The organism is Stenotrophomonas sp. 85239_Sma (assembly GCF_056481725.1).
In genome coordinates this window covers 2,828,260-2,853,550 of record NZ_CM151163.1, presented here as the reverse complement: position 1 = coordinate 2,853,550, position 25,291 = coordinate 2,828,260, and the positions used below count along the sequence as shown (strand labels likewise).

22 protein-coding genes, 1 tRNA gene and 1 pseudogene are annotated in these 25,291 nt (G+C 65.6%); 11 read left to right on the top strand and 13 right to left on the bottom strand.

Going from position 1 to position 25,291, the window contains the following annotated elements:
- Positions 1-14: 14 nt before the first annotated feature.
- The 4 genes from ACYKG1_RS13415 (at position 15) to aroA (ending at position 4,795) form a co-directional block, all read left to right on the top strand.
- Positions 15-821, top strand: a complete 807-nt coding sequence (locus tag ACYKG1_RS13415; protein WP_478470716.1) for an FHA domain-containing protein — start codon at positions 15-17, stop codon at positions 819-821.
- A gap of 253 nt (positions 822-1,074) precedes the next feature.
- Positions 1,075-2,160 (top strand): 3-phosphoserine/phosphohydroxythreonine transaminase, encoded by a 1,086-nt coding sequence (gene serC, locus ACYKG1_RS13410; RefSeq protein WP_478470715.1) that lies wholly within the window; start codon positions 1,075-1,077, stop codon positions 2,158-2,160.
- Between the two features lie 51 nt (positions 2,161-2,211).
- Positions 2,212-3,411 (top strand): prephenate dehydratase, encoded by a 1,200-nt coding sequence (pheA, locus tag ACYKG1_RS13405; protein WP_478470714.1) that lies wholly within the window; start codon positions 2,212-2,214, stop codon positions 3,409-3,411.
- A 76-nt stretch (positions 3,412-3,487) separates the two neighbouring features.
- Complete coding sequence (gene aroA, locus ACYKG1_RS13400; protein WP_262083375.1) at positions 3,488-4,795, top strand: 3-phosphoshikimate 1-carboxyvinyltransferase; 1,308 nt, start codon at positions 3,488-3,490, stop codon at positions 4,793-4,795.
- A gap of 158 nt (positions 4,796-4,953) precedes the next feature.
- Here aroA and ACYKG1_RS13395 read toward each other — a convergent pair whose 3' ends face one another.
- On the bottom strand, positions 4,954-5,529 hold the full coding sequence (locus ACYKG1_RS13395) for an energy transducer TonB (protein ID WP_262083374.1): 576 nt from the start codon (positions 5,527-5,529) through the stop codon (positions 4,954-4,956).
- Positions 5,530-5,648: 119 nt separating this feature from the next.
- Positions 5,649-6,287, bottom strand: a complete 639-nt coding sequence (locus ACYKG1_RS13390; protein WP_100473247.1) for an energy transducer TonB — start codon at positions 6,285-6,287, stop codon at positions 5,649-5,651.
- A gap of 113 nt (positions 6,288-6,400) precedes the next feature.
- Here ACYKG1_RS13390 and serS point away from each other — a divergent pair, with 113 nt between their 5' ends.
- The gene (serS, locus tag ACYKG1_RS13385) at positions 6,401-7,681 is read left to right on the top strand and encodes a serine--tRNA ligase (RefSeq protein ID WP_478470713.1); all 1,281 of its coding nucleotides are present in this window, start codon (positions 6,401-6,403) and stop codon (positions 7,679-7,681) included.
- Positions 7,682-7,822: 141 nt separating this feature from the next.
- On the opposite strand, the gene ACYKG1_RS13380 is transcribed toward serS, so the two are convergent.
- A complete protein-coding gene (locus ACYKG1_RS13380; RefSeq protein ID WP_478470712.1) occupies positions 7,823-8,173 on the bottom strand; it encodes an SH3 domain-containing protein in 351 nt (116 codons plus the stop codon).
- Positions 8,174-8,309: 136 nt separating this feature from the next.
- A complete protein-coding gene (locus ACYKG1_RS13375) occupies positions 8,310-8,897 on the bottom strand; it encodes an FMN-dependent NADH-azoreductase (protein ID WP_478470711.1) in 588 nt (195 codons plus the stop codon).
- Positions 8,898-9,023: 126 nt separating this feature from the next.
- Here ACYKG1_RS13375 and ACYKG1_RS13370 point away from each other — a divergent pair, with 126 nt between their 5' ends.
- Positions 9,024-10,016, top strand: coding sequence for a LysR family transcriptional regulator (locus ACYKG1_RS13370; RefSeq protein WP_005410175.1), 993 nt, complete (start codon positions 9,024-9,026; stop codon positions 10,014-10,016).
- Positions 10,017-10,071: 55 nt separating this feature from the next.
- On the opposite strand, the gene ACYKG1_RS13365 is transcribed toward ACYKG1_RS13370, so the two are convergent.
- Entirely contained in the window at positions 10,072-11,145 is a 1,074-nt protein-coding gene (locus tag ACYKG1_RS13365; RefSeq protein WP_478470710.1) for a DUF4241 domain-containing protein, read from the bottom strand.
- Between the two features lie 123 nt (positions 11,146-11,268).
- Here ACYKG1_RS13365 and ACYKG1_RS13360 point away from each other — a divergent pair.
- Positions 11,269-11,358, top strand: a tRNA-Ser gene (locus ACYKG1_RS13360).
- 94 nt (positions 11,359-11,452) lie between these two features.
- Here the strand turns inward: ACYKG1_RS13360 and ACYKG1_RS13355 are convergent.
- The 3 genes from ACYKG1_RS13355 to acuI all read right to left on the bottom strand — a co-directional run bounded on the left by ACYKG1_RS13355 (position 11,453) and on the right by acuI (position 16,000).
- Positions 11,453-14,206: a UvrD-helicase domain-containing protein gene (locus tag ACYKG1_RS13355; RefSeq protein WP_478472753.1), complete on the bottom strand. Its 2,754-nt coding sequence runs from the start codon at positions 14,204-14,206 to the stop codon at positions 11,453-11,455.
- A gap of 316 nt (positions 14,207-14,522) precedes the next feature.
- Positions 14,523-14,843, bottom strand: coding sequence for a hypothetical protein (locus ACYKG1_RS13350; RefSeq protein ID WP_100473242.1), 321 nt, complete (start codon positions 14,841-14,843; stop codon positions 14,523-14,525).
- A gap of 167 nt (positions 14,844-15,010) precedes the next feature.
- Positions 15,011-16,000, bottom strand: coding sequence for an acrylyl-CoA reductase (NADPH) (gene acuI, locus ACYKG1_RS13345; protein WP_478470709.1), 990 nt, complete (start codon positions 15,998-16,000; stop codon positions 15,011-15,013).
- Positions 16,001-16,101: 101 nt separating this feature from the next.
- On the opposite strand from acuI, the gene ACYKG1_RS13340 reads away from it, so the two are divergent.
- The 4 genes from ACYKG1_RS13340 to ACYKG1_RS13325 all read left to right on the top strand — a co-directional run bounded on the left by ACYKG1_RS13340 (position 16,102) and on the right by ACYKG1_RS13325 (position 19,639).
- The gene (locus ACYKG1_RS13340; RefSeq protein WP_262083370.1) at positions 16,102-16,449 is read left to right on the top strand and encodes a winged helix-turn-helix transcriptional regulator; all 348 of its coding nucleotides are present in this window, start codon (positions 16,102-16,104) and stop codon (positions 16,447-16,449) included.
- Positions 16,450-16,937: 488 nt separating this feature from the next.
- On the top strand, positions 16,938-17,345 hold the full coding sequence (locus ACYKG1_RS13335; protein WP_262227292.1) for a hypothetical protein: 408 nt from the start codon (positions 16,938-16,940) through the stop codon (positions 17,343-17,345).
- Between the two features lie 76 nt (positions 17,346-17,421).
- Positions 17,422-18,285 (top strand): Smlt3025 familytype IV secretion system inhibitor, encoded by an 864-nt coding sequence (locus ACYKG1_RS13330; protein ID WP_100473239.1) that lies wholly within the window; start codon positions 17,422-17,424, stop codon positions 18,283-18,285.
- Between the two features lie 31 nt (positions 18,286-18,316).
- Complete coding sequence (locus tag ACYKG1_RS13325; RefSeq protein ID WP_478470708.1) at positions 18,317-19,639, top strand: Smlt3024 family type IV secretion system effector; 1,323 nt, start codon at positions 18,317-18,319, stop codon at positions 19,637-19,639.
- Positions 19,640-20,076: 437 nt separating this feature from the next.
- On the opposite strand, the gene ACYKG1_RS13320 is transcribed toward ACYKG1_RS13325, so the two are convergent.
- From ACYKG1_RS13320 to ACYKG1_RS13300, 5 genes and pseudogenes are all read right to left on the bottom strand, one after another.
- Positions 20,077-20,532, bottom strand: a complete 456-nt coding sequence (locus ACYKG1_RS13320; RefSeq protein ID WP_478470707.1) for a hypothetical protein — start codon at positions 20,530-20,532, stop codon at positions 20,077-20,079.
- A 90-nt stretch (positions 20,533-20,622) separates the two neighbouring features.
- A pseudogene (locus ACYKG1_RS13315) lies at positions 20,623-21,722 on the bottom strand (ABC transporter permease); the annotation flags it as partial.
- Between the two features lie 134 nt (positions 21,723-21,856).
- Positions 21,857-22,327 (bottom strand): outer membrane lipoprotein, encoded by a 471-nt coding sequence (locus tag ACYKG1_RS13310; protein WP_478470706.1) that lies wholly within the window; start codon positions 22,325-22,327, stop codon positions 21,857-21,859.
- Positions 22,324-22,890, bottom strand: a complete 567-nt coding sequence (locus tag ACYKG1_RS13305) for a putative periplasmic lipoprotein (RefSeq protein ID WP_100473235.1) — start codon at positions 22,888-22,890, stop codon at positions 22,324-22,326. The genes ACYKG1_RS13310 and ACYKG1_RS13305 overlap by 4 nt, the downstream gene beginning before the upstream one ends.
- 189 nt (positions 22,891-23,079) lie before the next feature.
- The gene (locus ACYKG1_RS13300) at positions 23,080-25,221 is read right to left on the bottom strand and encodes a TonB-dependent siderophore receptor (protein ID WP_478470705.1); all 2,142 of its coding nucleotides are present in this window, start codon (positions 25,219-25,221) and stop codon (positions 23,080-23,082) included.
- Positions 25,222-25,291 lie beyond the last annotated feature (70 nt).

Below are 25,291 nucleotides of genomic sequence, written 5' to 3'. Positions count from 1 at the left end.
CTAGGCTGCGCCGCGTGCAGAACCTGCTTGTTCACTTCAGTCAACAACAACAGCCCGACCAGCTCCTGCGGCCCGGGGTGCAGCGCATCGTGCGCCAGGCCAACGGCAGCGTGCGGCTCGGTGATGCCGGCCACGGCGCACTGCTGCTGGCCCAATTCTGCATGGACGATCGCGGCCTCTGGCTGCAGGTTGGCAATGGCATCCGCGGCATCCACGTCAACGGTCGCCCCGTGCGCCGGATGGCCCTGCTGCGCGCGGGCGACGCGGTGTACGTGGATGGCGTGGAAATGGTGCTGCAGGGCGAAGTCGAGAGCCTGCTGCAGGCGCCTGCGCCGAAAACCGAAGACGGCAGCGACGAGCAGCAACGACTGCTGCGCGGTGTTGGCGGCCTGCACCATGGCCGTAGCTTCACCCTGTCGCGGGCCCGCCTGATCGGCCGCGGCAACGAAGCCGACATCGCCATCGATGACCCGGCCTTCGCCGAACAGCATGCCCGCGTGGAAGTGCACGGCGAGCGCGTGCTGCTGCGCGACCTGGGCAGTGCCGACGGCACCCGGGTCAACGGCGTGGCCGTGCGCCACTGCTGGCTGCAGGCCGGCGACCAGGTGGTGTTCGATGGCCAGCATCGTTTCGTGCTGGAAGTGCCGCATGATCCGCGCCGACGGCCGCTGCCGGTCGAGGACGATGCAAGCCACGAGGCCGAGCAGGCAACGGTGCTGCCGGCCGCGCCGCGCAGGGTCCGGCGCTGGCCGTGGCTGCTGGTCAGTGCGCTGCTGCTGGCCGCGCTGCTCAGCCTGCTGCTCTGGTTCGGCGCGCGCTGATCTGAACCGGCCGGGCATGGCCCGCGCGCTACCGGGACGGCGTTCATTTCCCCGCTCTTGGTGGGTGCCGACCTTGGTCGGCACGCTGCTTCGGCGGGCTTGACGCCTGACGGCGTACGTAGACCAAGCTTGGCGACTACCGGCCGCATTGCTGCGGCCGATGGATTCCAATGAAACCAAATTTCCCTTGCCGCACAAGGCCGCAAGGCTGGTGCACTGCGGCATACTAGGGGTCTTGCCCCACAGGTGTGACATGACGCGCGCGTTCAACTTCAGTGCCGGCCCTGCGACCTTGCCGGAATCGGTCCTGCGCCAGGCGCAGGCGGAAATGCTGGACTGGCACGGTACCGGTGCCTCGATCGTGGAAATGAGCCATCGCGGCGCGGAATTCATGTCCGTGGCCGCCGAGGCCGAGGCTGACCTGCGCCGCCTGCTCGATATCCCCGAAGACTATGCGGTGCTGTTCCTGTCCGGTGGTGCCACCACCCAGCAGGCGCTGATCCCGCTCAACTTCGCCGCCCCCGGCCAACGCGCCGACTACGTGGTCAGTGGCCACTGGGGCAGGACCGCGGTCAAGCAGGCCGGTGTCTACGTCGACGTCAACATCGCGGCCAGCAGCGAGGCCGATGGCTACCGCACGCTGCCGCCGCGCGCCGGCTGGCAGCTCTCGCCCGATGCCGCCTACGTGCACATCACCGCCAACGAGACCATCCACGGCGTCGAGTTCCGTGATGTGCCCGACACCGGCAACGTCCCGCTGATCGCCGACTTCAGCTCGTCCATCGCCAGCGAACCGCTGGACGTGCGCCGCTACGGCGTGATCTACGCCGGCGCGCAGAAGAACCTGGGCCCGGTCGGCATCGCGGTGATGATCATCCGCCGCGACCTGCTCGAGCGCAGCGGCCAGCCGCGTGCGGACATCTTCGATTACCGCTCGCACGTTGCCCGCGATTCGATGCTCAACACCCCGCCGACCTGGAACTGGTACCTGGCCGGCCTGGTGTTCAAGTGGATGCTGGCCGAAGGCGGCGTGGCCGAGTTCGCCCGGCGCAACGCCGCCAAGGCCGCGCTGGTGTACGGCGCCATCGATGGTTCCGGCGGCTTCTACCGCAACGAGGTCGCACACGCGGCACGTTCGCGGATGAACATCCCGTTCTTCCTGCCCGATGCCGAGCTTGATGCCCGTTTCGTCACCGAAGCCAAGGCCGCCGGCCTGCTGGCGCTGAAGGGACACAAGGTGGTCGGTGGCATCCGTGCCTCGCTGTACAACGCCATGCCGCTGGCCGGGGCCGAGGCGCTGGTCGCCTTCATGGCCGATTTCCAGCAGCGTCACGGCTGAGCAATGAACGGCGCGCACCGTCGGGTGCGTGCCCCGCAACAAGGAATTCCGATGGCAAGCAGCAAATCCAGCAAGAAGGCGCCGAAGAAGGCCGTACCGGCCAAGGACAGCGCGCCTGCCAGGGCGAAGGGAAAGGCCAAGGCCGCCTCGAACCCGGCCCCCACCCTGGCGCCACTGGCGCTGGCCGATGTGCGCTCGAAGATCGACCAGATCGACCGCGACATCCAGAGCCTGATCGCCGAGCGCGCACGTTTCGCCCACCAGGTCGGCAAGGCCAAGGGCAAGCTCGCCGCTGCCGTCGATTACTACCGCCCCGAGCGCGAAGCGCAGGTGCTGCGCATGGTGGTGGACCGCAACGAAGGCCCGCTCAGCGATGAGCTGTTGGTGCACGTCTACCGCGAGATCATGTCGGCCTGCCTGGCCCAGCAGGAGCCGCTGAAGATCGGCTACCTCGGCCCGGAAGGTACCTTCAGCCAGCAGGCGGTGCTCAAGCACTTCGGCCGCTCTGCGCTGGGGCTGCCGATGGCCAGCATCGAGGAAGTGTTCCAGGAAGTGGAAGCGGGCAATGCCGACTTCGGCGTGGTGCCGGTGGAGAATTCGGGGCAGGGCACCATCCAGATCACCCTGGACATGTTCCTGACCTCCAACCTGAAGATCTGCGGTGAAGTGGAACTGCGCGTGCAGCAGTACCTGATGTCGCGCAGCGGCCGCATCGAGGACATCGAGCGCATCTACGCGCATCCGCAGTCGTTCATGCAGACCTCGGCATGGTTGCGCGCCAACCTGCCGAAGGCCGAGAAGATTCCGGTGTCGAGCAACGCCGAAGGTGCGCGTCGTGCGCGCAACGCCGACGACGCAGCGGCCATCGGTGGCGAGAGTGCCGGCCACGTGTACGGCCTGAAGAAGGTGGTCACCAAGCCAATCCAGAACGATGCCGACAACACCACCCGCTTCCTGGTGGTGGGCCGCAACATTTTCCCGACCTCCGGCCACGACCGCACCTCGGTGCTGGTGTTCATCCATGACAAGCCCGGTGCGCTGTTCGACGTGCTCAGCCCGTTCGCCCGCCACGGCATCAGCATGAACCGCATCGAGTCGCGGCCGTCGCACCACGGCAAGTGGGAATACGGCTTCTTCATCGACCTGGCCGGCCACATCGACGACGCGCCGATGCAGGCCGCGTTGGCCGAACTGGAAGCGCACTCGGCGCAGATCAAGGTGCTGGGCTCCTATCCGGTGGCCGTGCCCTGAGTGCTGCTGTGGCGGCCCTGGCCGCCGCTCCCTGATGCATCGCCGGCGCTGCCGGCGTTTACGGAATGATCGAACGATGAGCAACGCGCAACACTGGATCGCCCGCAAGGGCCAGCCGCTGCAGGGCAGCCTGACCATTCCCGGCGACAAGTCGGTCTCGCACCGCTCGGTGATGTTCGCCGCGCTGGCCGATGGCACCTCGCATATCGAAGGTTTCCTGGAAGGCGAAGACACCCGCGCCACTGCACGCATCTTCAGCCAGCTGGGTGTGCGCATCGAAACCCCCAGCCCGTCGCAGCGCATCGTGCACGGCGTCGGTATCGACGGCCTGCAGGCCCCGGATGCGCCGCTGGACTGCGGCAACGCCGGTACCGGCATGCGCCTGCTGGCCGGCCTGCTGGCAGGCCAGGCGTTCGACTGCACGCTGATCGGCGATGAGTCGCTGTCCGGCCGCCCCATGCGTCGTGTCACCGGCCCGTTGTCGCAGATGGGCGCGAAGATCGATACCCAGGATGACGGCACGCCGCCGCTGCACGTGCATGGCGGGCAATCGCTGCACGGCATCGACTTCGCCTCGCCGGTGGCCAGTGCGCAGATCAAGTCGGCGGTGCTGCTGGCCGGCCTGTATGCGCAGGGCGAAACCAGCGTGGTGGAACCGCACCCGACCCGCGACTACACCGAGCGCATGCTCTCTGCATTCGGGGTAGAGATCGAATTCTCGCCCGGCAAGGCCCGCCTGCGTGGCGGCCAGCGCCTGCGCGCCACGGATATCGTGGTACCGGCCGACTTCTCTTCGGCCGCGTTCTACCTGGTTGCCGCCAGCATCATTCCCGGCTCCGAACTGCGACTGAAGCAGGTCGGCCTGAATCCGCGTCGCACCGGTTTGCTGCACGCGCTGCGCCTGATGGGTGCGGACATCACCGAAGAGAACCCGGCCGAGCAGGGCGGTGAGCCGGTGGCCGATCTGGTGGTGCGCTACGCCCCGTTGAAGGGTGCGCGCATTCCGGAAGCACTGGTGCCTGACATGATCGACGAATTCCCGGCGCTGTTCGTGGCTGCCGCCGCCGCGGAAGGCCAGACCGTGGTGAGTGGTGCCGCCGAACTGCGGGTGAAGGAATCCGACCGCCTCGCAGCGATGGCCACCGGGCTGCGCGCGCTGGGCATGCAGGTGGACGAAACCGAAGACGGCGCCACCCTGCACGGCGGTGTGCGCCTGGGCAGCGGCACCATTGAAAGCCACGGCGACCATCGCATCGCCATGGCGTTCGCCATTGCCGGCCAGATCAGTGATGGCGAAGTGCGCATCAACGACATCGCCAACGTCGCCACGTCCTTCCCGGACTTCGATGGCCTGGCCCGCAGCGCCGGCTTCAACCTGGCCTGAAAGGCCACGCCCGGCGGATGGCGCAACCCGGTGGGTGCCAACCCTGGTTGGCACGCTCAGATCACCTGGCAGGTGCCAACCCTGGTTGGCACGCGTCTGCGCATAAAAGGACGGAGGCCGAAGCCTCCGTCTAAGCATCACGAACCCCTCGTCCGCGATCAACGCTGTTCGGTACGGAAATCCACCGGAACCCGCACCACACTGGCCACCGCACGGCCATCACGCATCGCCGGCTGGAACTTCCAGTTCTGCACGGCACTCAGCACAGCACGATCCAGGTCACGGCTGCGTTCACCGCTGCGCGAGACAATCGCGGCATTGGTCACCTGGCCACGGGTATCGACATTGAGGCTGGCGATCACGCTGCCCTGCACGCCATTGCGCAGCGCTGCAGGGGGGTAGGCCGGCTTGCTGTTGCCTGCCAGCGGGCGCGCCTCGCGATTGCGCACTGCGGGAGCAGTTTTGGGCTGGCTGCTGGCCGGTGCAGTCTGGCGGGCAGCAGGTGCCTGCGCGTCGGCGACCGGCGCCTGCTCAGGGGCAGGGAGCATGCGCTCGCCAACCGGTGCCGGTGCCACGTCTTCCTGGCTCGAGTGACGCAGCCAGAGCAGCGCGGCGGCAAACATCGCCACGATCAGCGCGATCCACATCCAGGGCGACGTGGGCTTGTGCTGTTCGCTGGCTTGCTGCTGCTGCAACTGCGGCGAATGAAGGTCTTCGTGGGTGGTGGCAGTCATCGCAAACTCCTTCCGTCAATGGACGACGGGGAGAGTGTTGCGCGGGCCAGCGGCGGGAAGTGTCAGCGTTGCGTCAACGCGACCGGCAGGGTTCAGTTTTCCTGCCGGGCAACGTTCAGTTACTGGGTCTTGAAGTCGAACGGCACTTCAATGCTGCCGGGGACGGCCTGGCCGTTGCTCTGCGCCGGGGTGAAACGCCAGCGGCGCACGGCGTCGGTGGCGGCACGGTCGAGCTCGCGTGAGCCGCTGCGCTGGATCACGGTGGCATTGTTCGGGTAGCCGGTGGCATCCACGTCCACGCGGACCACCACGCTGCCGGTCTCGCCGGCGCGCAGCGCGGCAGCCGGGTAGGCCGGCGGCGGCGACTGGCCGGCAATCGGCATCGGCTGGCTGTTGCCGGTGGCGGCCGGCGCAGGGGGCGGCGCGGCCGGGGCCGGTTCAGCGATGGGTGCCGGCGGTGGCGGGGCGGTTTCGACCAGCTTCGGGGCTTCGTCCTCTGCCGGGGCCGGCTTGGCATCGGGCATGTCGCTGGAGCCTGCGGCTGCAGCCAGCGGTTCCGGCAGCGGTTCCACCTGCGCGGTCTCCTGCGGCGTCTGCGCGGCCGGGTCGGCACGGAAGAACTCCTTGTCGCGGCCGGTCAACCAGACCACCACGAACAGCAGCATGCCCACGCCGAAGGCGATGCCGGCGATCTTCAGGGCGTTGCGCGGGATATGCACAGTGAACGACTTGGCGGACGACGAGCGGGGTGCAGACATGGACCGGACCAGTACGGAATAGCCTGATTCTGCCACGGCGGGAATGAACCGGGCGGCAGAAAACCGTATAACAGGCGATAATCCCGTTCCTGATACCCACCACGACACCTGCCATGCTTGATCCAGCCCTGCTCCGCCACCAGCCCGCCGACCTCGCCGAACGCCTGCGCACCAGCCGCGGCTTCGAGCTCGACGTGTCTGCCCTGGAGTCCCTGGAGGCTGATCGCAAGCGCATCCAGGTGCGGACCCAGGAGCTGCAGAGCCTGCGCAACAGCCGTTCCAAGGCCATCGGCCAGGCCAAGGCCAAGGGCGAGGACGTTTCGGCCATCATGGCCGAGGTCGCTGCCTTTGCCGACGAGCTGAAGGCTTCGGAAGTGGCGCTGGACGAGCTGCGCGAGAAGATCGAAGCGATCTCGATGGGCATTCCCAACCTTCCGGCCGATGACGTGCCGGCCGGTGCCGACGAGAACGACAATGTCGAGCAGGCGCGCTGGGGAACCCCGCGCCAGTTCGACTTCAAGGTGCTCGACCACGTTGAACTGGGCGCCCGCAACGGCTGGCTGGACGGCGAGACCGCGGCCAAGCTGTCCGGTTCGCGCTTCACCGTCCTGCGCGGCCCGATCGCGCGCCTGCACCGCGCCCTGGCCCAGTTCATGGTCGACCTGCACACCGGCGAGCACGGCTACGAGGAAACCAACGTACCGCTGCTGGTCAACGCCGACTCGCTGCGCGGTACCAGCCAGCTGCCGAAGTTCGAGGACGACCTGTTCAAGACCGCCGTGGGTGACTCCACGCGTTACCTGATCCCGACCTCGGAAGTGCCGCTGACCAACATCGTGCGCGATGAGATCGTCGACGCCGAGCGCCTGCCGCTGCGCATGACCGCCCACTCGATGTGCTTCCGTGCCGAGGCCGGCAGCGGTGGCCGCGACGTGCGCGGCATGATCCGCCAGCACCAGTTCGAGAAGGTCGAGCTGGTCTCGATCAGCCGCCCGGAAGACAGCGACGCCGAACACCAACGCATGACCCGCTGCGCCGAAGTGGTGCTGGAAAAGCTGGGCCTGCCCTACCGCAAGGTGCTGCTGTGCACCGGCGACATGGGCTTCTCGGCGGTGAAGACCTATGACCTGGAAGTCTGGCTGCCGTCGCAGGAAACCTACCGCGAGATCTCCTCGTGCTCGAACTGTGGTGACTTCCAGGCCCGCCGCATGCAGGCCCGCTGGCGCAACCCGGCCACTGGCAAGCCGGAGCTGACGCACACGCTGAATGGCTCGGGCGTGGCCGTTGGCCGCGCGATGATCGCGGTGATGGAGAACTACCAGAACGCCGACGGCAGCATCACCGTGCCGGAGGCCCTGCGCCCGTACATGGGCGGCCTGGAAACCATCGCCTGATTCCCTGATCGGTGGGTGCCATGCCTGCATGGCACCGCTGTGGCCTTGGTGGGTGCCATGCTCGCATGGCACCGAATCCACGCATGGCGTGGATCTACAATGCGGGCGACATCCACGCCATGCGTGGATGAACCACCGCGATTACTCAACAGCGCGCAGCTTCTCCAACGGCACCCATCCCGGTTCGCCCGTTCCCGGCACGCACCATGCCCAGCCATTGAGCGTGCGCACCCCGCGCAGCAGTTGCCCTGGATCCACATCCAGCTCCCGCGCGCAGTAATCCTCCGTGGCAAACGCGCCACCCTGCGCATCGCGGCCGATCACCGGCGCCGGCACGAAACCGGGCTGCTGCCCCTCGGCTTCGCACAGAAGCCAGTCGTCCCAGCCCTCCGGGCCTTCATAACGTTCGCCCACCACCAGCGCCTGGCCGCGGCGCAGGGTGATCGGGTGCGGAAATTCGCTGCGGTGCGCAGCCGTCACGATGTAGTCCATGGCCCCAGCGTAGCGCGCCCATGAAAAAACGGCCCCGCAGAGCGGGGCCGCCAGGGTGGGCCGGGATGGGGGAGGGGATCCCGGCCCGCGTTCAGCGCCCAGACGAGGAGAGAGGGGCGCCGAACGCTGGAACGCGTTACGCGGCGACAGCTTCGGCCGCTTCGTGCGAAGGCAGTGCCGCCAGCGCGCCGGCAATGGCGTCTTCACGGTGCTGCGGCGAGTAGGCGATGCCTTCGACGCGCACGAACTCGATCTCGTTGATGCCCATGAAGGCGAACACCTGGCGCAGGAACGGTTCCTGGAAGTCGGCCGGCGAGTCGGTGTAGATGCCGCCGCGGCTGCTGGCGATGATCACCCGCTTGCCACCGGCCAGGCCCACCGGGCCGTTCTCGGTGTACTTGAAGGTGCGGCCGGCCACGGCCACGCGGTCGATCCAGGCCTTCAGCGTGGACGGAATGCTGAAGTTGTACATCGGTGCGCCGATCACCACGATGTCGGCTTCCAGGAACTGCTGCATCACCTGTTCAGCATCGGTCGCCTCGGCGGCGTCGGTCTTGGCCAGCGAACTGCTGCGCAGATGCGGTACCGGATTGGCGTCAAGATCGCGATAATCGACCTGCAGGCCGTCGATCTGGCCGGTGAAGCGGGCGACCACGGCGGCCGACAGCTGGCGGGACACGGAGTTGTCGCCAAGCACGCTGGCGTCGAGATGCAGAAGCTTCATGGCAGTCACCTATGTTCTGGGAGGAAGGGGCGGGGTGCCCCGCCGACGGAGAGAACGATAGGTTGTTGCAAAGGCGGGATAAAGGTGGTTGAATGCCACGTATTGTTCTAGATATGGAACTCGGGCATGCATGACCTGAATGATCTGTACTACTTCGCGATGGTGGTCGACCACGGTGGATTCGCCGCCGCCGAGCGCGCCTTGGGCATCCCCAAGTCGCGACTGAGCCGCCGCATCAGCCAGCTGGAAACCGACCTGGGCGTGCGCCTGCTGCAGCGCTCCACGCGCCGTTTCGCGGTCACCGACGTCGGCACCAGCGTGCACCGCCATGCGCAGACGATGCTGGCCGAGGCCCAGGCCGCGCGCGAAGTGGTTGACCGCCTCAGCGCCGAACCGCGCGGTGTGGTGCGCGCCAGCGTGCCGGTGTCGCTGGCGCAGATGCAGCTGCCCAAGCTGCTGCCCAAGTTCCTCGAGCAGTACCCGAAGGTGCGCCTGCAGCTGAACATCAGTAACCGCCGCGTGGACATCATCAACGAAGGCTACGACGTGGCCCTGCGCGTGCGTTCGCGCCTGGACGACGACGGCAGCCTGGTGATGCGCAGCTTCGGCCAGGTGCAGGAACTGCTGGTGGCCAGCCCGAAGTACCTGGACCGCGCCGGCCGTCCCAAGGATCCGGAAGAACTGACCCAGCATGTCACCCTCAGCATCAGCGAGGACGAAGCACGCCAGCGCTGGGAGCTGCATGGCCCGGAAGGCGAAGTGCGCCGGGTGGACCTGCAGCCGCGCGTGGCCGGCTTCGACTTTCCGCTGCTGCAGAGCATGGTGAAGGACGGCTTCGGCATCACCATGCTGCCGGAAACCGTGTGCGCCGACGCCGTGCGCAACGGCGAGCTGGAAGTGGTGCTGCCGGACTGGTCACTGCCGCAGGGCGTGTGCCATGCCGTGTTCGCCTCGCGCCGTGGCCTGCTGCCGGCGGTGCGCGTGTTCATCGACTTCCTGGCCGAGCACCTGCCGCCGCAGCTGGAGGCCTCGCGCCTGGATTGCGGTGGCGCCTGTGAAAAGGCCAAGGAACGGATCAAGGCCAGTGCACTGGGTGCGCTGGCCGTGGATGCCGGCTGAGCGAGCTGAACGGTAGCGCCGGGTCATGCCCGGCGTTGCTGTATTCCGGCGCCGATCACTTCCGGCCGAACAGCCGGTCCCAGAAACTACGGCGTCGCGGTGCGGCCGGTGGCGGTTCGGCTGCAACGACGGGCGCTTCCAGCACCGCCATCAGCGCCGCGCTTCCTGGCTTCTTCAGGAAGCGCGCGTAGTCCAGGTAGCTGGTGACCTTGCTCATATGCAAGCGTTCCGGCATTGCCGGCAATGCACCGTCCTGCAACAGCACCCGCAATGCCTGCGGACGGTCCAGGCGGATCGCCTCGAACAGCGCAGTGCCGCCACAGCCCGGTTCGATCTGGTTGGCGCGCTGCGGCGCATCCTTCAGCAGGGTACGCAGCGCCTCCGCGTCATCGCGCTCCACGGCGGCCACAAGCCGGGCCAGGGCCTCGGCTTCCGCAGGTGGCAGGCTGTCGCGATAGGCCTGGTCGGCGATCTCGCGCTCGTCGCGCCCATCACCGCCCTGGATGCACAGGAAGTCGGTGACCAGGGCGACCGGAATGCCGGACGTATCCAGCGCCCAGTAACTGGGATAGACACCGTCGCCCCAGCCGCTGGTGAACACCACCAGGCCGTGCGGCGAGTCCTCCCCCCAGGGGCGATATTCGGCGCCTTCATCCAGGCCATCGTGGTCGACCAGTGCCTCCGACCATTCACTCTCTTCCTCGCCATCGGCCTGTTCGATCAGGGCCAGCAGCGCCTGCTGGGTCTCGGTGTCCATGAAGCAACCGATACCGGCGTCGACCGGATAGCCGGTGAAGCTGTCCTCATCCAGGCCGGTCAGGTCCTGCGTGGTCCAGCGCGCCATCTGCCAGTGCAGGGCGGACGCGGTGAGCGACTGGCGCGGCTTGAACCAGACCACGGCCAGCGCCGGGCGGCCGCTGTGCACGATGATCTCGACCGGGTGCCGGCCCAGCGGGGCGGTGTAGTCGGCCAGCGCAGGCGCGTCGGCCTGGACCAGCGGATCGCAGACCACCAGCTGCCCGCTGCTGACCGGCAGGTGCCCGGCGAAGGTGCGATGCAGGGCCACTGCGGCCAGCTGGGTGTCGTCCAGCAGGCAGGTGCGCAGGTTGGCCAGATCGAGATGGGCCATGGCGGCTCCGAGTGCGGTGGAGGCCCCACCGTGCCGGATGCGGAGGGCAGGGGCAAGATGGTCTTGGGCAAATGCCCTTCACGTGCGAGAATACGCCGCTGCCCGGGCGACCGGGACCCGATTGGAGAGATGGCCGAGCGGTTTAAGGCACCGGTCTTGAAAACCGGCGAAGGGTCAAACCTTCCGTGGGTTCGAATCCCACTCTCTCCGCCATACCGCGAACGCCCCGGAAGGGGCGTTTTACGTTTCTGACAGGCCGTGGCCCCCTGAACACTTGAGCTGTTGGCCTGCACCTGAGCTCACGTGTTCATTCACGACGCCCATCCTTCGGTTTGTTATGGCACAACGGATAGCTGGAGCACGACCGGAAGGCCCCGTGCGGCCCATTCCTCTCCACGAACACGCCCAACTTGCACACCGGGCAGCGCTCGTCGTGGATGGCCGCCCCTGAAATCGCGGTCACTTCCACTGCTCCGTCCTTCACCAGCTCATCCAGGAACGGCGAGTGCTTGCCCTGCAGGGTGAACATCGCGACCGACCGTCGCGCACGCGTCAGCGCGACATAGAACAACCGCCGTTCTTCGCTCAGCGGATAGGTATCCCCATCCGGCATTGCCAGCGAAAGCACCGGGTCATCCGCGCGCAGGCTCGGGAAGCTGCGGTTGATCATGCCCGGCAGGATCACGTAGTCCGCCTCGCGTCCCTTCGATCGATGTGCGGTCAGGAACTCGACGTCCATCGTGCTGCCGAAGGCGGTCTTCCAATCCGAAGGCACTGCGCCACGATCCGCGCGATACCGCCCCAGAACAAAGACCGTCACGCGCCCGCTGCGGCCCTGCGCAACCGTACCCGCCAGCAGCTGCTGATGCAGCTTGGCGAGGTACTGGCGAACCCCATCCTGCACCTCCTCGCGCCGGTTCATCTGGAACGCCTGCAGTACCGGGCCCATTTCCGGTGCAGCAGAGCGAACTGCTTTGGCGATCTGCGCGGGGTTGCGGCTGATGAAGCGGCTGGACACATCGCACAGTGCCTGCGGGCAACGGAACGTCTGCTCCAGTTTCAGCACCTGGCCATGCCCTATCCATTCGCGGAATCCGGTCATCACCGAAACGTCGGCACCGGCGAAGCGATTGATCGACTGCCAGTCATCGCCCACCGCGAACAGATGGCGGCCTGGTTGGCTGACCAATGCACGGCACAGGCGCGCACGGGCGCGCGATGCATCCTGGAACTCGTCGGCCATCACCAGTTCGTAGGGCGATTCATAGTGGCCCTGTTCCAGCAGTCCGGCCGCCATGTTGAGCATGTCCTCGAAGTCGATGCTGCGCTCGTCAGCCAGCGCGTTATCCCAGGCCTGGAAAACCGGCCCGGCGATCTCCAGAAAGCGCCGGTAGCGTTCCTTGAACTGATCCTCGGGCATCTGCCGCAGGCGCGCCGCCATATCGTCCAGCGTCAGGCAGTTGCTCTTGGCATGGGCAATGAAGGTGCGCATCAGGCCGATCAGGTCCGCGTCCGGCATCGGCTTGGCGCCCTGGTCAGGCAGCTCGCGGTCCGGGTTCGGGTCGAGCTCGACATCAGACGCGCCGAGCCGGTCGGCTAGATCCTGCAGGGCCTGTCCACTGCGCAGGCCAAACGACGTCGTCTCGACCAGGGCGGTGCCGCGCGCCACATGCTGCTGGCGCTTCCAGTGCATCCCTTCGCTGTAGTTGGCAAAGTGCTTAGGCGGCTGGCCATCGGCATCCAGCGCAAAGTGCTCGTGATACAACTGGGCGTCCGGATAGTAGAAGTCCGGACGATACTGGCGGTGGGTGTCTGTCGCGGTATCGAACTCGTAGCGCCGCTCGTAGTCGTAGGCCACGCCGTTGTAGAACAGCCAGTCGGCGATGATGCACTCTTCCAGGCTCTTCACCCGCTCACCCTGCAGGGTACGCATGTAGGGCGTGCCATCGCGGTCGTACCCATCGGCCATCATGTCGGCACCGAACGGCGGAAGATCGCGCCCGAATACCAGGCGGAACATGTCCCACTGGGTGCGGAAATGGGTCGAGCGGTCCTTCAGGTCGTCTACCAGCTCGGCCAGCTTGTTGAAGCCCAGCGTCGCGTCGACGGCCCATTCCGGGATATCGGGCTTGCGACCTGTCGCTTTGGCAATGATGGCCAGGCCGAGGGCGTGGAAGGTCCGGGCTTCAACCACGGTGTCGCCCATGCCGAGCCGGTCGAAGCATTGCTGCGCACGCGCTTCCAGCTCCTTCGCGGCGTCCTTGTTGAAGGCAAGCATCACGATCCGTTCGGGTTCGACAAAGCCGCGATCGATGGCATAAGCGGCCTTGGCGACCATCGTGGAGGTCTTGCCCGAGCCGGCCGCGGCCACGACCTGTACCCGGTTGTCGAAGCAGATGACGGCGCGGGCCTGTTCTTCGGTCAGGGGCTTGCTCTCGACCCGGTCCAGGAAGTCCTTGGCCAGCACCCGCTCATGCGCTGCCATGGTCGCGTTGGCTTCGGCCCAGGCGGCCGGCCAATCCAGCTGCCAGTCGTGCAGGGCGTCCAGCGCAGCACGATGGCTATGCGAATGCAGGTCGCCATGCACGCTTTCATCAAGGAACAGTTGCTCAAGCTCCGGCGACTGCAGCGGCAGGGAGGAGCGCTCGGCCAGCAGCGCCTGCTGCTGCTCGTGGGTGATCCAGCGGCGGCCGGTACTGCCGCGGTCAATGAGGGCGTCCGCGGCGCTCAACCACGCTTGGATCCGCTCCAGGATCGTGTCAAACAAGGCCTTGCGCCCTCGCGTGCTGCGCGCAAAGCGCACCTGCTGCAGCGCTGCCGCAAGCCGGGACGCCTGCGCGTTGGCAAGCCCATCCACCGACAGCCGCGCGGCGCCTTCTGTCTGCAGCTCGACCCGCGACCAGAAAAACCCTGGAATGACCTGCACGCTGTGATCATCATCCACGCGCAGCCGGTGCCGCTGGCCTGCGATGTCCAGGTCGATGCATTCGCCCTCCAGCCGCAGCCACCAGTGTGGAGAGCGAGTCACACGTTGGCCCCAGATCGAGGGGCGCCATTCCATAGACATCCAGGTACTGCCTTGCAAGCGTCAACTGGGCATGTAGAGCCCCTAAGCCCGCATGATAAGGGGCCTTGACGTTGCGTGTGGCCTTCTCAATTGCCTGGCGCATGCATCATGGCGCGTCTGGATCCCGGAGCAGGCCATGGAAATCGACTGGGACCGCATGGGAACGTTGAAGCACGCCAGCGGCGGCTACGATATCCGGACAGATCCATTGAGGATCCTGGTGACCACTGCGGAGCAAGGGCACGAGGGCGAAGTCTCCGACATGCTGATTGTGATGGACGACGGCACCGTCATCCCGGCAGTTGCCGGATCACTCGTAGGCACGGTCCCGCTTTGCAGGGGGGACTTCAACCGCGTCGCCACGCCGGATCAGCTCATCCAGATCCACCGCCGATGCCGCCAGTGCATCCTGTGCGTCGAAATCCCACCTATCCTTGTAGTCCCGTGCCAGCAGGTCGCAGACCGCCTTTGCGCGCTGGTAGGCCTCGTCTTTTCCCTCGGCCTGCTGCAACTCATCGCGATGGATCTGGCACAGCATGAGCTGGTGCGCGTCCTCGGCGCGCTGGCGCTCCCAGTCGATGTCGGGCAGGCCCGAAAGTGCGGCAGCAAGCGCGAATGCGGTCATTGGCATGGCGGGTGTCCAGCAGCGGTGGGAGCCTGAGCGTATGCGACCGGCGGTGGCCAAAGGCCAGTGTCGCGCCGCGTGTTTCACGGCAGGTTCACCATTCGCTGCAGCATGGAGGGCGCGTTGCAGCCCTCCATCCCCCTCATCTGTCGAGCCCTGTTGCGGTCACCCGCTCAGGCATTGACATCCACAACGATGCGGCCGCGTACCTGGCCGGGGATGATCTTCCGGTACACGTCCAGCACGTCGGCAAGCCCGATCAGCTGCACCGTGCTTTCCAGCTTCTGCGGGTCCAGGTCGGTAGCGAGGCGATCCCACGCGTGCTGGCGAACGTCCTGCGGTGCATTCACCGAATCCACGCCCGCAAGGGTCACGTTGCGCAGGATGAAGGGCAGCACCGAGCCGTGCAGCGCGTCGGCCTGCGCCAGGCCGCACGCGGCCACGGCACCGCGATACTTCGTCTCGGCGATGGCGTTGACGAGGGTAGGGCCGCCCGCCACATCCACCACGCCGGCCCAGCGTTCGGCGCTCACCGGCCGGTCGCGCGGTTCCGAAAGCTGCGCACGATCGATGATCTCGGCCGCACCCAGGTTGTGCAGATACTCGGCGTGCTCCGGTCGCCCGGTGGCGGCCACCACGCGATAGCCCAGCTTTGAAAGGATCGCCACCGCGATCGAGCCGACACCGCCGTTGGCGCCGGTCACCAGCACATCGCCCCTGTCGGGCGTCACGCCGGCATGTTCCAGGGCCAGTACGCACAGCATGGCGGTATAGCCCGCGGTGCCGATGGCCATGGCGTCGCGGGTGCTCAGGTTGCCGGGAATCCGGTTGAGCCATTCGCCGCGCACGCGGGCACGCTGTGCCAGGCCGCCGTGGTGGCCCATGCTCAGCTCCCAGCCATTGAGCACAACGCGGTCGCCTGGCTTGAAGTCGGCCCTGCTGGATTCCAGCACCACGCCTGCCAGATCGATACCGGGAATGAGCGGGAACGTCCGGATGACCGGACTCTTGCCGGTCAGGGCAAGCGCATCCTTGTAGTTGAGCGTGGAGTACTCGACCTGCACCAGGACGTCACCGTCCATCAGGTCGGTCTCATCGAAATCGACCAGCTCGGTCGAAACCTCGTTGTTCGTCTTGCGGGCGAGCAGTGCTTTGAACGTCATGGAGGGGCTCACATTCACTGGATGTGACCATGCTAGGCTCGCGCCTCTATCGCAACAAGAACGATGATTTTCCGTAGGTACTATGGTTTTCCGGAGTATGCATGCGTAGCAAGCGTTGGGATGGCAAGAGCGGTTGCGCCGTGGAAGTCACGCTGTCAGTAATCGGCGGCGTGTGGAAGCCGATCATTCTTTTTCACCTGATGACGGGCAAGCGGCGTTTCATGGAACTGACGCGGCGGGTGCCCAACGCCACCCAGTCCATGCTGACCAGCCAACTGCGTGAGCTGGAAGCCGACGGCGTGGTGATCCGCCACGTGTACCCGGAAGTGCCGCCGAAGGTGGAATACGAGCTGTCCGAGTTCGGGCGCACGCTGGTGCCGGTGCTTCTGGCCATGCGCGAGTGGGGTGAAACCTACCGGGGCTATCAGAGCACCCAAGACGACAGCTGAAGGCTGAGCGGCGTTGCGCTTGCTGCGTCCGGCTTTCGCGAATGCTCACAGCCACCGACGGGTCTTTGGTGCCGACAGCACGCGTGTCGTATACGGCGGGATAGCGCATCCGGAAAGCGCACGCTGGCGGGAGTCGTCTGCTGGCGAAGCGCGTCAGCCAATGGACAACTCGACATCCGCTGACGCAACCAACGTAACAGCGCGATCGCTCGGGATTTCCCTGCTTTCCATCGCCGGTTCGGGGCGGTAACCATGGCCGCGCCAAGGCATTCGCCGTGGCCGGGATTGGCGTCCCGAACGTACATGATGCGCGGCGTCGCGGTTGCAGCCAGAGTTGCAACCGTGACAATGCATCGCCTGCCAGTTCATGGCGGACGGTGCGTGGGGATCTCTCGATCCGCCGGCTTCTTGCATCATGTATCCGGCACGCCAACCCGCACCGTCCGCCACCTTGCATCTGCAGGTGGCCACATCGTGAGGTTGCCGTCATGCCCGAACGACTGCCCGATCATCCCCGCCTGCACGCGCTGCTGGGCGCCGCAGCGCGCGATCTTCCCATGGCCTTGGCCGAAACGCTGGAGGACGCGCTCCGCGAATCCGCCGATCTCGTCACGCCATCGGCATTCTTTGCACACCTGAAAGGCCACGGCCGGAACCTGCGCGCCGATGGCGAGGCCTGGAGTGAAATGTGCCTGAGCCCCGGCCGCGCCTTCGACATGGCCCTGGCGACCCGCAGCGCGTCGGGAATCACGGCGTTGACCGCGGTGCTGCACGCTGCGCATGTGGCGCGGGAGAACGACGATCCTGCCTGTTGCCCCTCCGCAGCGGTGGTCGAGGGCCTGTTCAACGCCTGCCAGGCGTTGTCGCTGCAAGTGGAGCGCTGCCTGGTTCCGTGAAGGGCTGCGATGCGGTTCCTGTTCCGTTGACGCCCGGTTGCCTATAGTGGCGCCGGAACCCTGCAATGGAATGCCCATGCACGTGATGTCCCTTGGCCGTTGCCTGACGCTCGCACTTGCCGTCGTAGTAAGTGCCGGCGCGTGCGCACGGCCGCCGTCCACCGAACACGAAAGGAATCCCGCCATGTCCGGCGCAACCCAGACCGGTCGCACGATCAACGGCCATACCTATACCGATGCCCCCGTAGACGTGAAGCTGGGGCCGAACACCTTCCGCATTCCGGCCAACTACCTGGACAGCCAGATCGCACCGTGGCCGGGCGAGGGCGTGACGCTGGTCATCGAGTGGCCGGGCATGACGCCGACACCGCCGGGTGCCCGGGCGAATCCGCGTACGAATGATTTCCGCAAGGAGATTGCTGTCCGTATCAACTATATCGATCGCATTCCAATTGAGACTTCGCTTTCAAGGCTTTCCTCAAATGAAGCCATCACGGAGGAGGGCTCTGTGGAAAGGGAGGATCCCAGGGACCGTCTCGATCAACGCGTCGCACAGCCGGAGACCTTGGGCCTGACGCCCTATGCAATCGATGAAGGGAAGATGGTGTTGTACGCGAAGAAGTATGAGGCCCGGTATGGGAAGCCGCCTGTCCGCAATCCTGCCTACGAGAGAGACTGGTACATCGCACGCCAGGCCGACGGCCGGATCAGCTCGTTCATCAAATGTGACGGCGAGGAATTCCGACGCGACGGCGTGCGGCTGGAGGGAAGCGAGGTGATCAGTGAGCCAGGAGAAGTGGCAGCCGGTTGCGTTCATTATTTCGTGGACATCGACAACAAGCTGTCCGTCAGCCTGGACTACAAGAGAGCGTTTCTGAAGGACTGGAAGCGTATGGAAGAGGCTGTCAGGGATGTCATCGCGCGCACGCGGTCACAGTGATCGGTGAATCAAGGAAGAGAAGGGACAGGGTATGAGTGGATTGACCGAACGCGATCTCAGAGTGCTTGGCAGCTATGCCAGAGACGGCAACCGCGAGCTTTACTGGAACTACCTGTCACAACTGCCGGGAGCCGATGGCTACGGGACGCTGGCACTGGGTGTCGTTCGCAACGATAGCCTGCCAGGCCGCGTTGCAAACAGCTACGCACAGAACTATGCGAAGACCCAGCAGGATGAGGGATCGCGTTTCTCAAATGCACAGTTGACCGAGCGGCGGTGGGAGTCCTTTGGGCAGACCCTGCTCGAAAGAGATCTTGAATTGCGGCAGCAGTGGATGAACGAGCGCCGCCCAGACCTGGCACTGAATCTCCCCGGCAAGGATGTGATGCTGGCCCACGACCGGGCATTTGAACGGCATGAGCTTGATCCCAACTGCTGGACGCCGCGCGTGCTGCTGGAGGCGGCCGAGCAGAAGAGCGGCCCGGAGAAGCTGGAACAGATCTGGACCAACATGCTCAACAATGACTACGCCGGGGGCCCGCGCGTAGGCAACACCAGCGTCGATGCCATCAGCCAGATGGGATGGGCGAAGGGCGGGCAATACCTGACCCGGTTGAGCGTGCTGGAAGCCACCCAGGCACTGGAGGGCCGCTCGGCGGTCGATCCAAACGTCATCGGTGGCACCAGCTACTACGCGATGTACTTCGAAGCCGACAGGAAATGGGCCAGTGTCAGCGCGGCTGGCGGCCACCTGTCGCTGCGCGAGATCACCGATCCCGCACGCATCGCCGAACTCAACGACGCCCGCGAGGTTCGTCTGGAGCGGCAGGAGAAGCGCACCCAGTTCCACCCGGACGACCCGTACCGGACCATTACCCGCAGCCCGCTTACCGCAGCGGTGGACGCTGTGCCGGATCCCGCACAGGCACCGACCCGTCTGGCCGACATTGGTCCCGGCCATCGTGAGTACGCATTGATGCAGCAGGTGCGCGAAGGCGTGGCCGCGATCGATGCCAGTGCTGGGCGTACCCATGATGAGAACAGCGAGCGCCTCGTGGCGAGCGTCATGGCATTGGCGCGCCACAACCAGCTCGAGCGTGCCGACCATGTGCTGCTGAGCGCCCAGACCGCCGATCACCCGGCCGGCCGCAACGTATTTGTGGTGCAGGGCGAGTTGAATGATCCGGCGCATCTGCGCGCCTCCATGCCCACGGACCGGGCGGTGCAGACACCGGTCGAGCAGTCACTGCAGCAGATCGAGGCCGCCGGCCTGGACCGCCAACAGGCGGCTGTGCAACGCCAGCAGTACATTGACGTGCAGGCTTGCGAGAGCCCTGCGATGCGGATGGGTTGAAATCACAGTGCCGGGCCGCCAATGCCAGCCCCGGGAGGGGGCCGGCACACATCATGGTGAGGTGTGACTTACGGGACGGTGCAGCCGCTGTTCCGCAGGCAGCGGGCAAACGGCGGGTAGCAGAAATCATCACTCTTGCCTGTGGCGAGGCAGGCTTGGTATGCGGTGTAGCACGGGGTACACCGGGACTCCGCGGCGGCGCTGCCGATTCCCAGGGTCAATGCAGCAGCCGCAATAGCAACAGACAGCTTGAATCCAATCTTCATGCTTCACTCCGTTGATAGCCCTCCTTGGGCAGCACGGAGGCTATCGTGGGAAGAGGGTGCATTCAACCCCCGTCGCGCCCGTATGGGCATCTATCTTCAGCGCGCCGCCCTGGATTTACTTTGTTGGCGCGTCTGCGGTCTGCGCGGCCACCATGGCCTGCTGCATTTCCTTCAGCGACAGAAAACCATCGCCATCGGTGTCCAGGCCCGCAAAGTACTTCGCAATCTCCGGCACCACACTGGCTTCTTCCTTACTGTGGCAGGGATAGGTGTAGCAGTCGGCGCCGCGATAGGTATCGCTGCGGCGGTCATAGTTGCCGTAGCGCGAATGCAGTAGTCGGCGCGTTCGCGGGTCTCGCGTTCGCGCTTTGCGGCAGCGGCAATGACACCGGCCACCATTGCCGCGCCCACCACGCCCACCACCACACCGGTAGTCTTGGCCTCGTGGCGGCGCTCGCGTTCCCGGCGATCCCACGCGTCACGATCGTGGTCTCGGTAGTCTCGGCTCCACTGCGGGTTGTAGTGGTCGCCGCGTTGCGCATGGGCGTCGCCGGAGTAGGGCAACAGCAGCATCAGTTGTGCAGCCGCTGCCAGCAGCAGTGCGGTTCTTCCTGGTTTCAGAAACATCGTCCAGCTCCTGTGCGGACATTGTAGGTAGCGCCAGTAGAGCCTGTGGACATTGCGCGAACCTGCCGTCACTGCAGGTAACTTCACGGGCTATCGAACCAGTGCTTCGACCGGGTCCAGCTGCGCGGCGCGGCGCGCTGGCAGGAAGCCAAAGCCAATGCCAATCAGGCTGGAACAGGCGAAGGCAGCCAGAATCGAGTTGGCGGAGAACACCAGGCTGAAACCCACGTTGGCCAGCTCCAATCCAGCGCCCAGTGCCAGGGCCACGCCGATGCCGAGCATGCCGCCGAGCAGGCACACCAGTACCGATTCGATCAGGAACTGCTGCAGGATGTCGCTGCGCCGCGCGCCCACCGCCATGCGCACGCCAGTCTCGCGTGTTCGCTCGGTCACCGATACCAGCATGATGTTCATCACTCCGATTCCGCCCACCACCAGCGCGATGGCGGCGATGGAGCTGATCATCATGGTCAGGATCCGGTGGTCTGTTCGATGGACTGGCGGATCTGCGCGTTGTTGCTCATGCAGAAATCGGTGCTGCCGTGGCGGCGTGCCAGCAATCGTCCGATGGCGTGCTCGGCCGCCTCCATGCTGATAGCGTCGGAGACGCGCACGGTGATGCTGGAAACGTGGCTCTGCCCCAGCATGCGTGCCAGGGTGGTGGTGTAGGGCAACCACACCCCCAGCAACGAGGCGTCGTCGACCACGCCGGCATCCTTCTTCACCACGCCCACCACGCGAACCGGCACGTTGCCCAGCAGCAGGGTCTGGCCGATGGGGTTGTCCGCCGCAGCGAAGAAGCGGGCACGGGCATTGGCATCGATCATCACCACCTGCTGGTAGCCGGCTATGGCGGCAGGGCCGAAGAAGTCACCTTCGCCCAGCTTCACGCCATGCAAGCGGAAGTACTGCTCGCTGACGCCTTGCACCTGCACGCTGGCCGAGCGGTTGCCGCGCAGCGCGGTGCCCGTGGTGGCCACACCGGGCGTAGCGCTGTCCACGAACGGCTGTCCGGCCAGGGCCACGCTGTCGCCGGGGGTGAGCGTTTCCACCCGTGCCGAATGCAGGTCGCCAAAGCCGGATCCGGGGTAGATCTCGATGGTGTTGGTGCCCAGCGAGGAAATGTTGGACAGGATGGCCTGGCGCGCGCCGGTACCCAGCGCGACTACGGAGACCACCGACGCAATGCCGAACCTCCACCCAGATGGCCACCCGCTCGATGCTGGTATCCTGCTCGCACTGACGTGGGCAGGGGAGGTGGGTTGCCACCTCCCCCTCGGTGCTCAATACAACGATGCCCCTCGAAAGGGGCATTGCTGTGGAGTTACGGTGCTGTCTTCGCTGGGCGCGGATCGGCAATGATGCGCGAGGGCGATCCATACAGCACCAGGACCCGCATGCCGGTGATGAACACCGGATCGGGGCCCTGCACAACCGTCATCAGGTTGCCGTTCTCCGTCTGCACCACGTATTCCAGGCCCTTGGCCTGCGAGAGTGCGCGTTCGGAGGCCGCACCGGCAATCGCGCCGACCACGAGGCCGCCAATGGCACCAATGGCCGCTGCCTGGTCGCTGCCACCGATGGTGGAGCCGGCCACACCGCCAGCCGCAGCGCCGGCAACTGCACCGCCGCCCTGTGAGCCGTCAATACTGACCGCACGGACGCTGATGACCGTACCGCCGACAGTTCGATTGACCTGTCCCACTGAACCGATGGAATAACTGTCCGTACGCACGTTCGGCGCGCAGGCCGTCAGCATCGCAGCAACGGATGCAGCCACCAGCAGCCGCTTCATGGCGCTTCCTGCTTGTTCGGGAACATCGGCTTGGTAATGTCCACGGTTTCCAGCGCCTGCAGGAACTGGGCGATGTTGTTCTGTGCCGAGCGGCTGATCGATTCGCGGGCACGGACCATGCCTGCGAAGGCATAGTTGAACGGAACTTCGCCGGATGCGCTGACATCCTGGGTGTAGACGATGCTGCCGGTTGCACGATCGATCAGCTCGTAGCGGGCGATCGTCTTGGTGGTCATCGATGCACCGAAGCTGGGAATGTCGATCGCCAGGATCTTCACCGACAGGCTCAACTTCACCGGTGCGTCGTCGCGGAACACCGCCATCCTGTTGAGCGCTTCGGTCAGCGCGTTCTGCCACATCTGCGGTACTTCGTGCTGGGCCTCCGCGGGGATCTTGCCCTTGGCTTCATCCGGACGTGCCAGCGTGACCGTCAGCGACTTCAGTTCGCCATCAATCTTTTTGCTGCTGACCCCGACGTTCGGGACTGAGAAATTGAGTGGCGGATTAGTGGTGCAACCCGCCAGCGACACGGCGATGATCGCCGCGAGCAGAAACTTCTTCATCCATTCTCCCCTGTGACTACGTTGAAACATCCATGGTGAATCGTGCGTCCGTCGGCAACGTCTATGCTGCACCGCAGCGGTCGCATGTAGGCGTGGCTGACTGGGCGCAAGGATACCTGAATTGGGGTGGTCTGCCGTCCGGGCAGGCGACCCGCTGGCAGGAGATGCAGGCGACGTAGGTGGCTCCGATCAAAAGCTGTAAGCCGCCTGCACATACACCCGCCGCGGCTCGCCCGGGAAATGCCCATTGCGTTCGATGAAGCCGCTGGCCGCATACACCTTGTCGAACAGGTTCTTGACGTTGGCCTGGAACTGCCACTGCTTCCACGTGGTCTTCCAGCTCATGTCGAACACCGTGTAAGCCTTGACCGCCTGCCCATCCAGGCTGACACGCTCGCCCACATGGTCGGCGCCGAAGCCAATGGCCGAGTTGATCGATGGCAGGTCGTAGCGCGTCCACAGGCCGAGCTTGTTGCGTGGCGCGTTTGCGAAGCGGTCGCCGGAGGCATTGGTGATGCCGTTCGGTCCGGCATCCTTCACCCGTGCGTCGTTGTAGGCGTAGGTCAGGTTCACCACCCAACGCTCGGTCACGTCGGCCAACAGGTCCACTTCCATGCCCGTGCTGCGTACCAGGCCCAGTGCAGCGAGTTGGTTTACCCCGCCGATCACCTCGCCGGTAGCCTGCACGATGTTGCTGCGGTCGATGCGGTAGGCCGCCATGTTCAAGGTCACGCGGTCGGCCAGCAGGGATTTCATGCCGACTTCCCACTGCCTGCTGCGCTCGGCATCGAACGGCCCCCCGGCTGCGCGGTTCTGGTTGGCGGCACTCTGCGGCACGAAACCACTGGCGACGTTGGCATACAGGTTCAGGCCGTCGCGCACGGTGAAGGTACTGCCCAGGCGCCAGCTGAGATCGTTGCCATCCACGCTGCTGCCACCCATGCGGTCCTCATCCTTGAAGCCGTCCCAGCGCAGTCCGGCCAGCACGTGCCAGCGCGTGCCCAGTGCCAGCTCATCCTGCAGATAGCCGCCGTAGCGCTTGCTGCGGGTGGCGGTGCTGCGCCAGGGCAGAGTCGCCAGGTTGTAGTCGTGCCAGGTGCTTGCGCCGTAGACCGGGTTGAACAGATCGATGCCGCGCACTGGGCCGGCGCCGCGTGCCAGGTCGGCGCTGTTGGCGGTCTGCGCGGTGAAGTCAGCGTCGAGCTGATACACGTCGGCACCGAACAGCATCTTGTGTTCGATACGGCCGGTGTTGATACGCCATATGGCATTGCCGCTGGCGGTGAAGGCCTCGTTGTCACGGATCTGGTTGCGCAGCTGGCGCGTCATCCACTCGGCCACGCCGTCGCGATCACGATCAATCAGCCCCATCGGCTCGTGGTACATCTGGTGCTCGGTGTTGCTGAACCAGCGCGCGGCAATGTCCACGTCGAGGTTGTCGCGCGGTGCGAAGCGATACTGCGCCAGTGCGACCTTGGCGCGCATGTCGAGGAAGTCACTGGCCTCGTTGTGGTTCCAGCGGCGGTCGGTCAGGAAGCTGCCGGCATCGTTCACCGGCACGCCGCGCAGGCGGTTGCCGCCCAGGTTCTGGGAGATGTCGGTGAACTGCAGCACCAGCTCGCCGGTCTGGCCAACGTCGAAGGCCAGCGAGGCATCGCCGATCACGCTTTCGCTGTCGGCATTCCAGCGCACGCCCTGCTCGCTGTCGGCATACAGGCCGGCGCGATAGCGAATACTGCCGTTGGCATTCAAGGGGCCGGTGCCTTCGATCGATCCGGCGCGGAAGTCCTTATCGCCTGCCTGCAGCTCGATGCGGCGTTCGGCGCGCGCCTTGGGCTTGCGCGTTACATAGTTGATGACACCGCCTGCATCACCACCGCCGTACAGCGCACCGGCCGGACCCTTCAGCACCTCCACGCGTTCGATGTTGAACAGTTGCGGCACCGAGAAGCCTGCATAGGGATCGCCGCGCAGGCCGTCGTAGAGCACGTTCTCCTGGCGGAAACCGCGCAGGGTGACGCCGGCATAGCTGAAGAAGCTGATGCCGCTGATGCTGCGGTACAGATCGGTGACCTGGCGCGCGGCCTGGTCGTCGATCAGCTCGCATGGCACGACCTGGATCGACTGCGGTACCAGTTCCAGCGGGGTATCGGTGCGGGTGCCGACGGCCGCATCGTTGGCGCGGTAAAGGGTCTGCGCGCGGCCGCGGACTTCGACCTTGTCCAGCTCCTTCGGGGCGTCAGCGGAGGCCTCGGAGGCCAGTGCATGCGTAGCCAGGGAAAGGGGCAACGCCAGGCAGAGTGCGTGCTTCAGCGGGTTTGGAAGGGGCATGAGAGGTCCGGGTCGATTGCAAATGAGAAAGATTAGCATTTGCAACACTTCGAAACCTATCCCCCGAATG

Coding starts and splice junctions, on each gene's coding strand:
- ACYKG1_RS13390 (WP_100473247.1), bottom strand. CDS start 6,287: ATGTCTGCACCCCGCTCGTCGTCCGCCAAGTCGTTCACTGTGCATATC.
- ACYKG1_RS13340 (WP_262083370.1), top strand. CDS start 16,102: ATGCGTAGCAAGCGTTGGGATGGCAAGAGCGGTTGCGCCGTGGAAGTC.
- ACYKG1_RS13335 (WP_262227292.1), top strand. CDS start 16,938: ATGCCCGAACGACTGCCCGATCATCCCCGCCTGCACGCGCTGCTGGGC.
- aroA (WP_262083375.1), top strand. CDS start 3,488: ATGAGCAACGCGCAACACTGGATCGCCCGCAAGGGCCAGCCGCTGCAG.
- ACYKG1_RS13375 (WP_478470711.1), bottom strand. CDS start 8,897: ATGAAGCTTCTGCATCTCGACGCCAGCGTGCTTGGCGACAACTCCGTG.
- ACYKG1_RS13310 (WP_478470706.1), bottom strand. CDS start 22,327: ATGAAGCGGCTGCTGGTGGCTGCATCCGTTGCTGCGATGCTGACGGCC.
- serS (WP_478470713.1), top strand. CDS start 6,401: ATGCTTGATCCAGCCCTGCTCCGCCACCAGCCCGCCGACCTCGCCGAA.
- acuI (WP_478470709.1), bottom strand. CDS start 16,000: ATGACGTTCAAAGCACTGCTCGCCCGCAAGACGAACAACGAGGTTTCG.
- pheA (WP_478470714.1), top strand. CDS start 2,212: ATGGCAAGCAGCAAATCCAGCAAGAAGGCGCCGAAGAAGGCCGTACCG.
- ACYKG1_RS13330 (WP_100473239.1), top strand. CDS start 17,422: ATGCACGTGATGTCCCTTGGCCGTTGCCTGACGCTCGCACTTGCCGTC.
- ACYKG1_RS13355 (WP_478472753.1), bottom strand. CDS start 14,206: ATGGAATGGCGCCCCTCGATCTGGGGCCAACGTGTGACTCGCTCTCCA.
- ACYKG1_RS13350 (WP_100473242.1), bottom strand. CDS start 14,843: ATGCCAATGACCGCATTCGCGCTTGCTGCCGCACTTTCGGGCCTGCCC.
- ACYKG1_RS13300 (WP_478470705.1), bottom strand. CDS start 25,221: ATGCCCCTTCCAAACCCGCTGAAGCACGCACTCTGCCTGGCGTTGCCC.
- ACYKG1_RS13370 (WP_005410175.1), top strand. CDS start 9,024: ATGCATGACCTGAATGATCTGTACTACTTCGCGATGGTGGTCGACCAC.
- ACYKG1_RS13365 (WP_478470710.1), bottom strand. CDS start 11,145: ATGGCCCATCTCGATCTGGCCAACCTGCGCACCTGCCTGCTGGACGAC.
- serC (WP_478470715.1), top strand. CDS start 1,075: ATGACGCGCGCGTTCAACTTCAGTGCCGGCCCTGCGACCTTGCCGGAA.
- ACYKG1_RS13320 (WP_478470707.1), bottom strand. CDS start 20,532: ATGTTTCTGAAACCAGGAAGAACCGCACTGCTGCTGGCAGCGGCTGCA.
- ACYKG1_RS13380 (WP_478470712.1), bottom strand. CDS start 8,173: ATGGACTACATCGTGACGGCTGCGCACCGCAGCGAATTTCCGCACCCG.
- ACYKG1_RS13305 (WP_100473235.1), bottom strand. CDS start 22,890: ATGAAGAAGTTTCTGCTCGCGGCGATCATCGCCGTGTCGCTGGCGGGT.
- ACYKG1_RS13325 (WP_478470708.1), top strand. CDS start 18,317: ATGAGTGGATTGACCGAACGCGATCTCAGAGTGCTTGGCAGCTATGCC.
- ACYKG1_RS13395 (WP_262083374.1), bottom strand. CDS start 5,529: ATGACTGCCACCACCCACGAAGACCTTCATTCGCCGCAGTTGCAGCAG.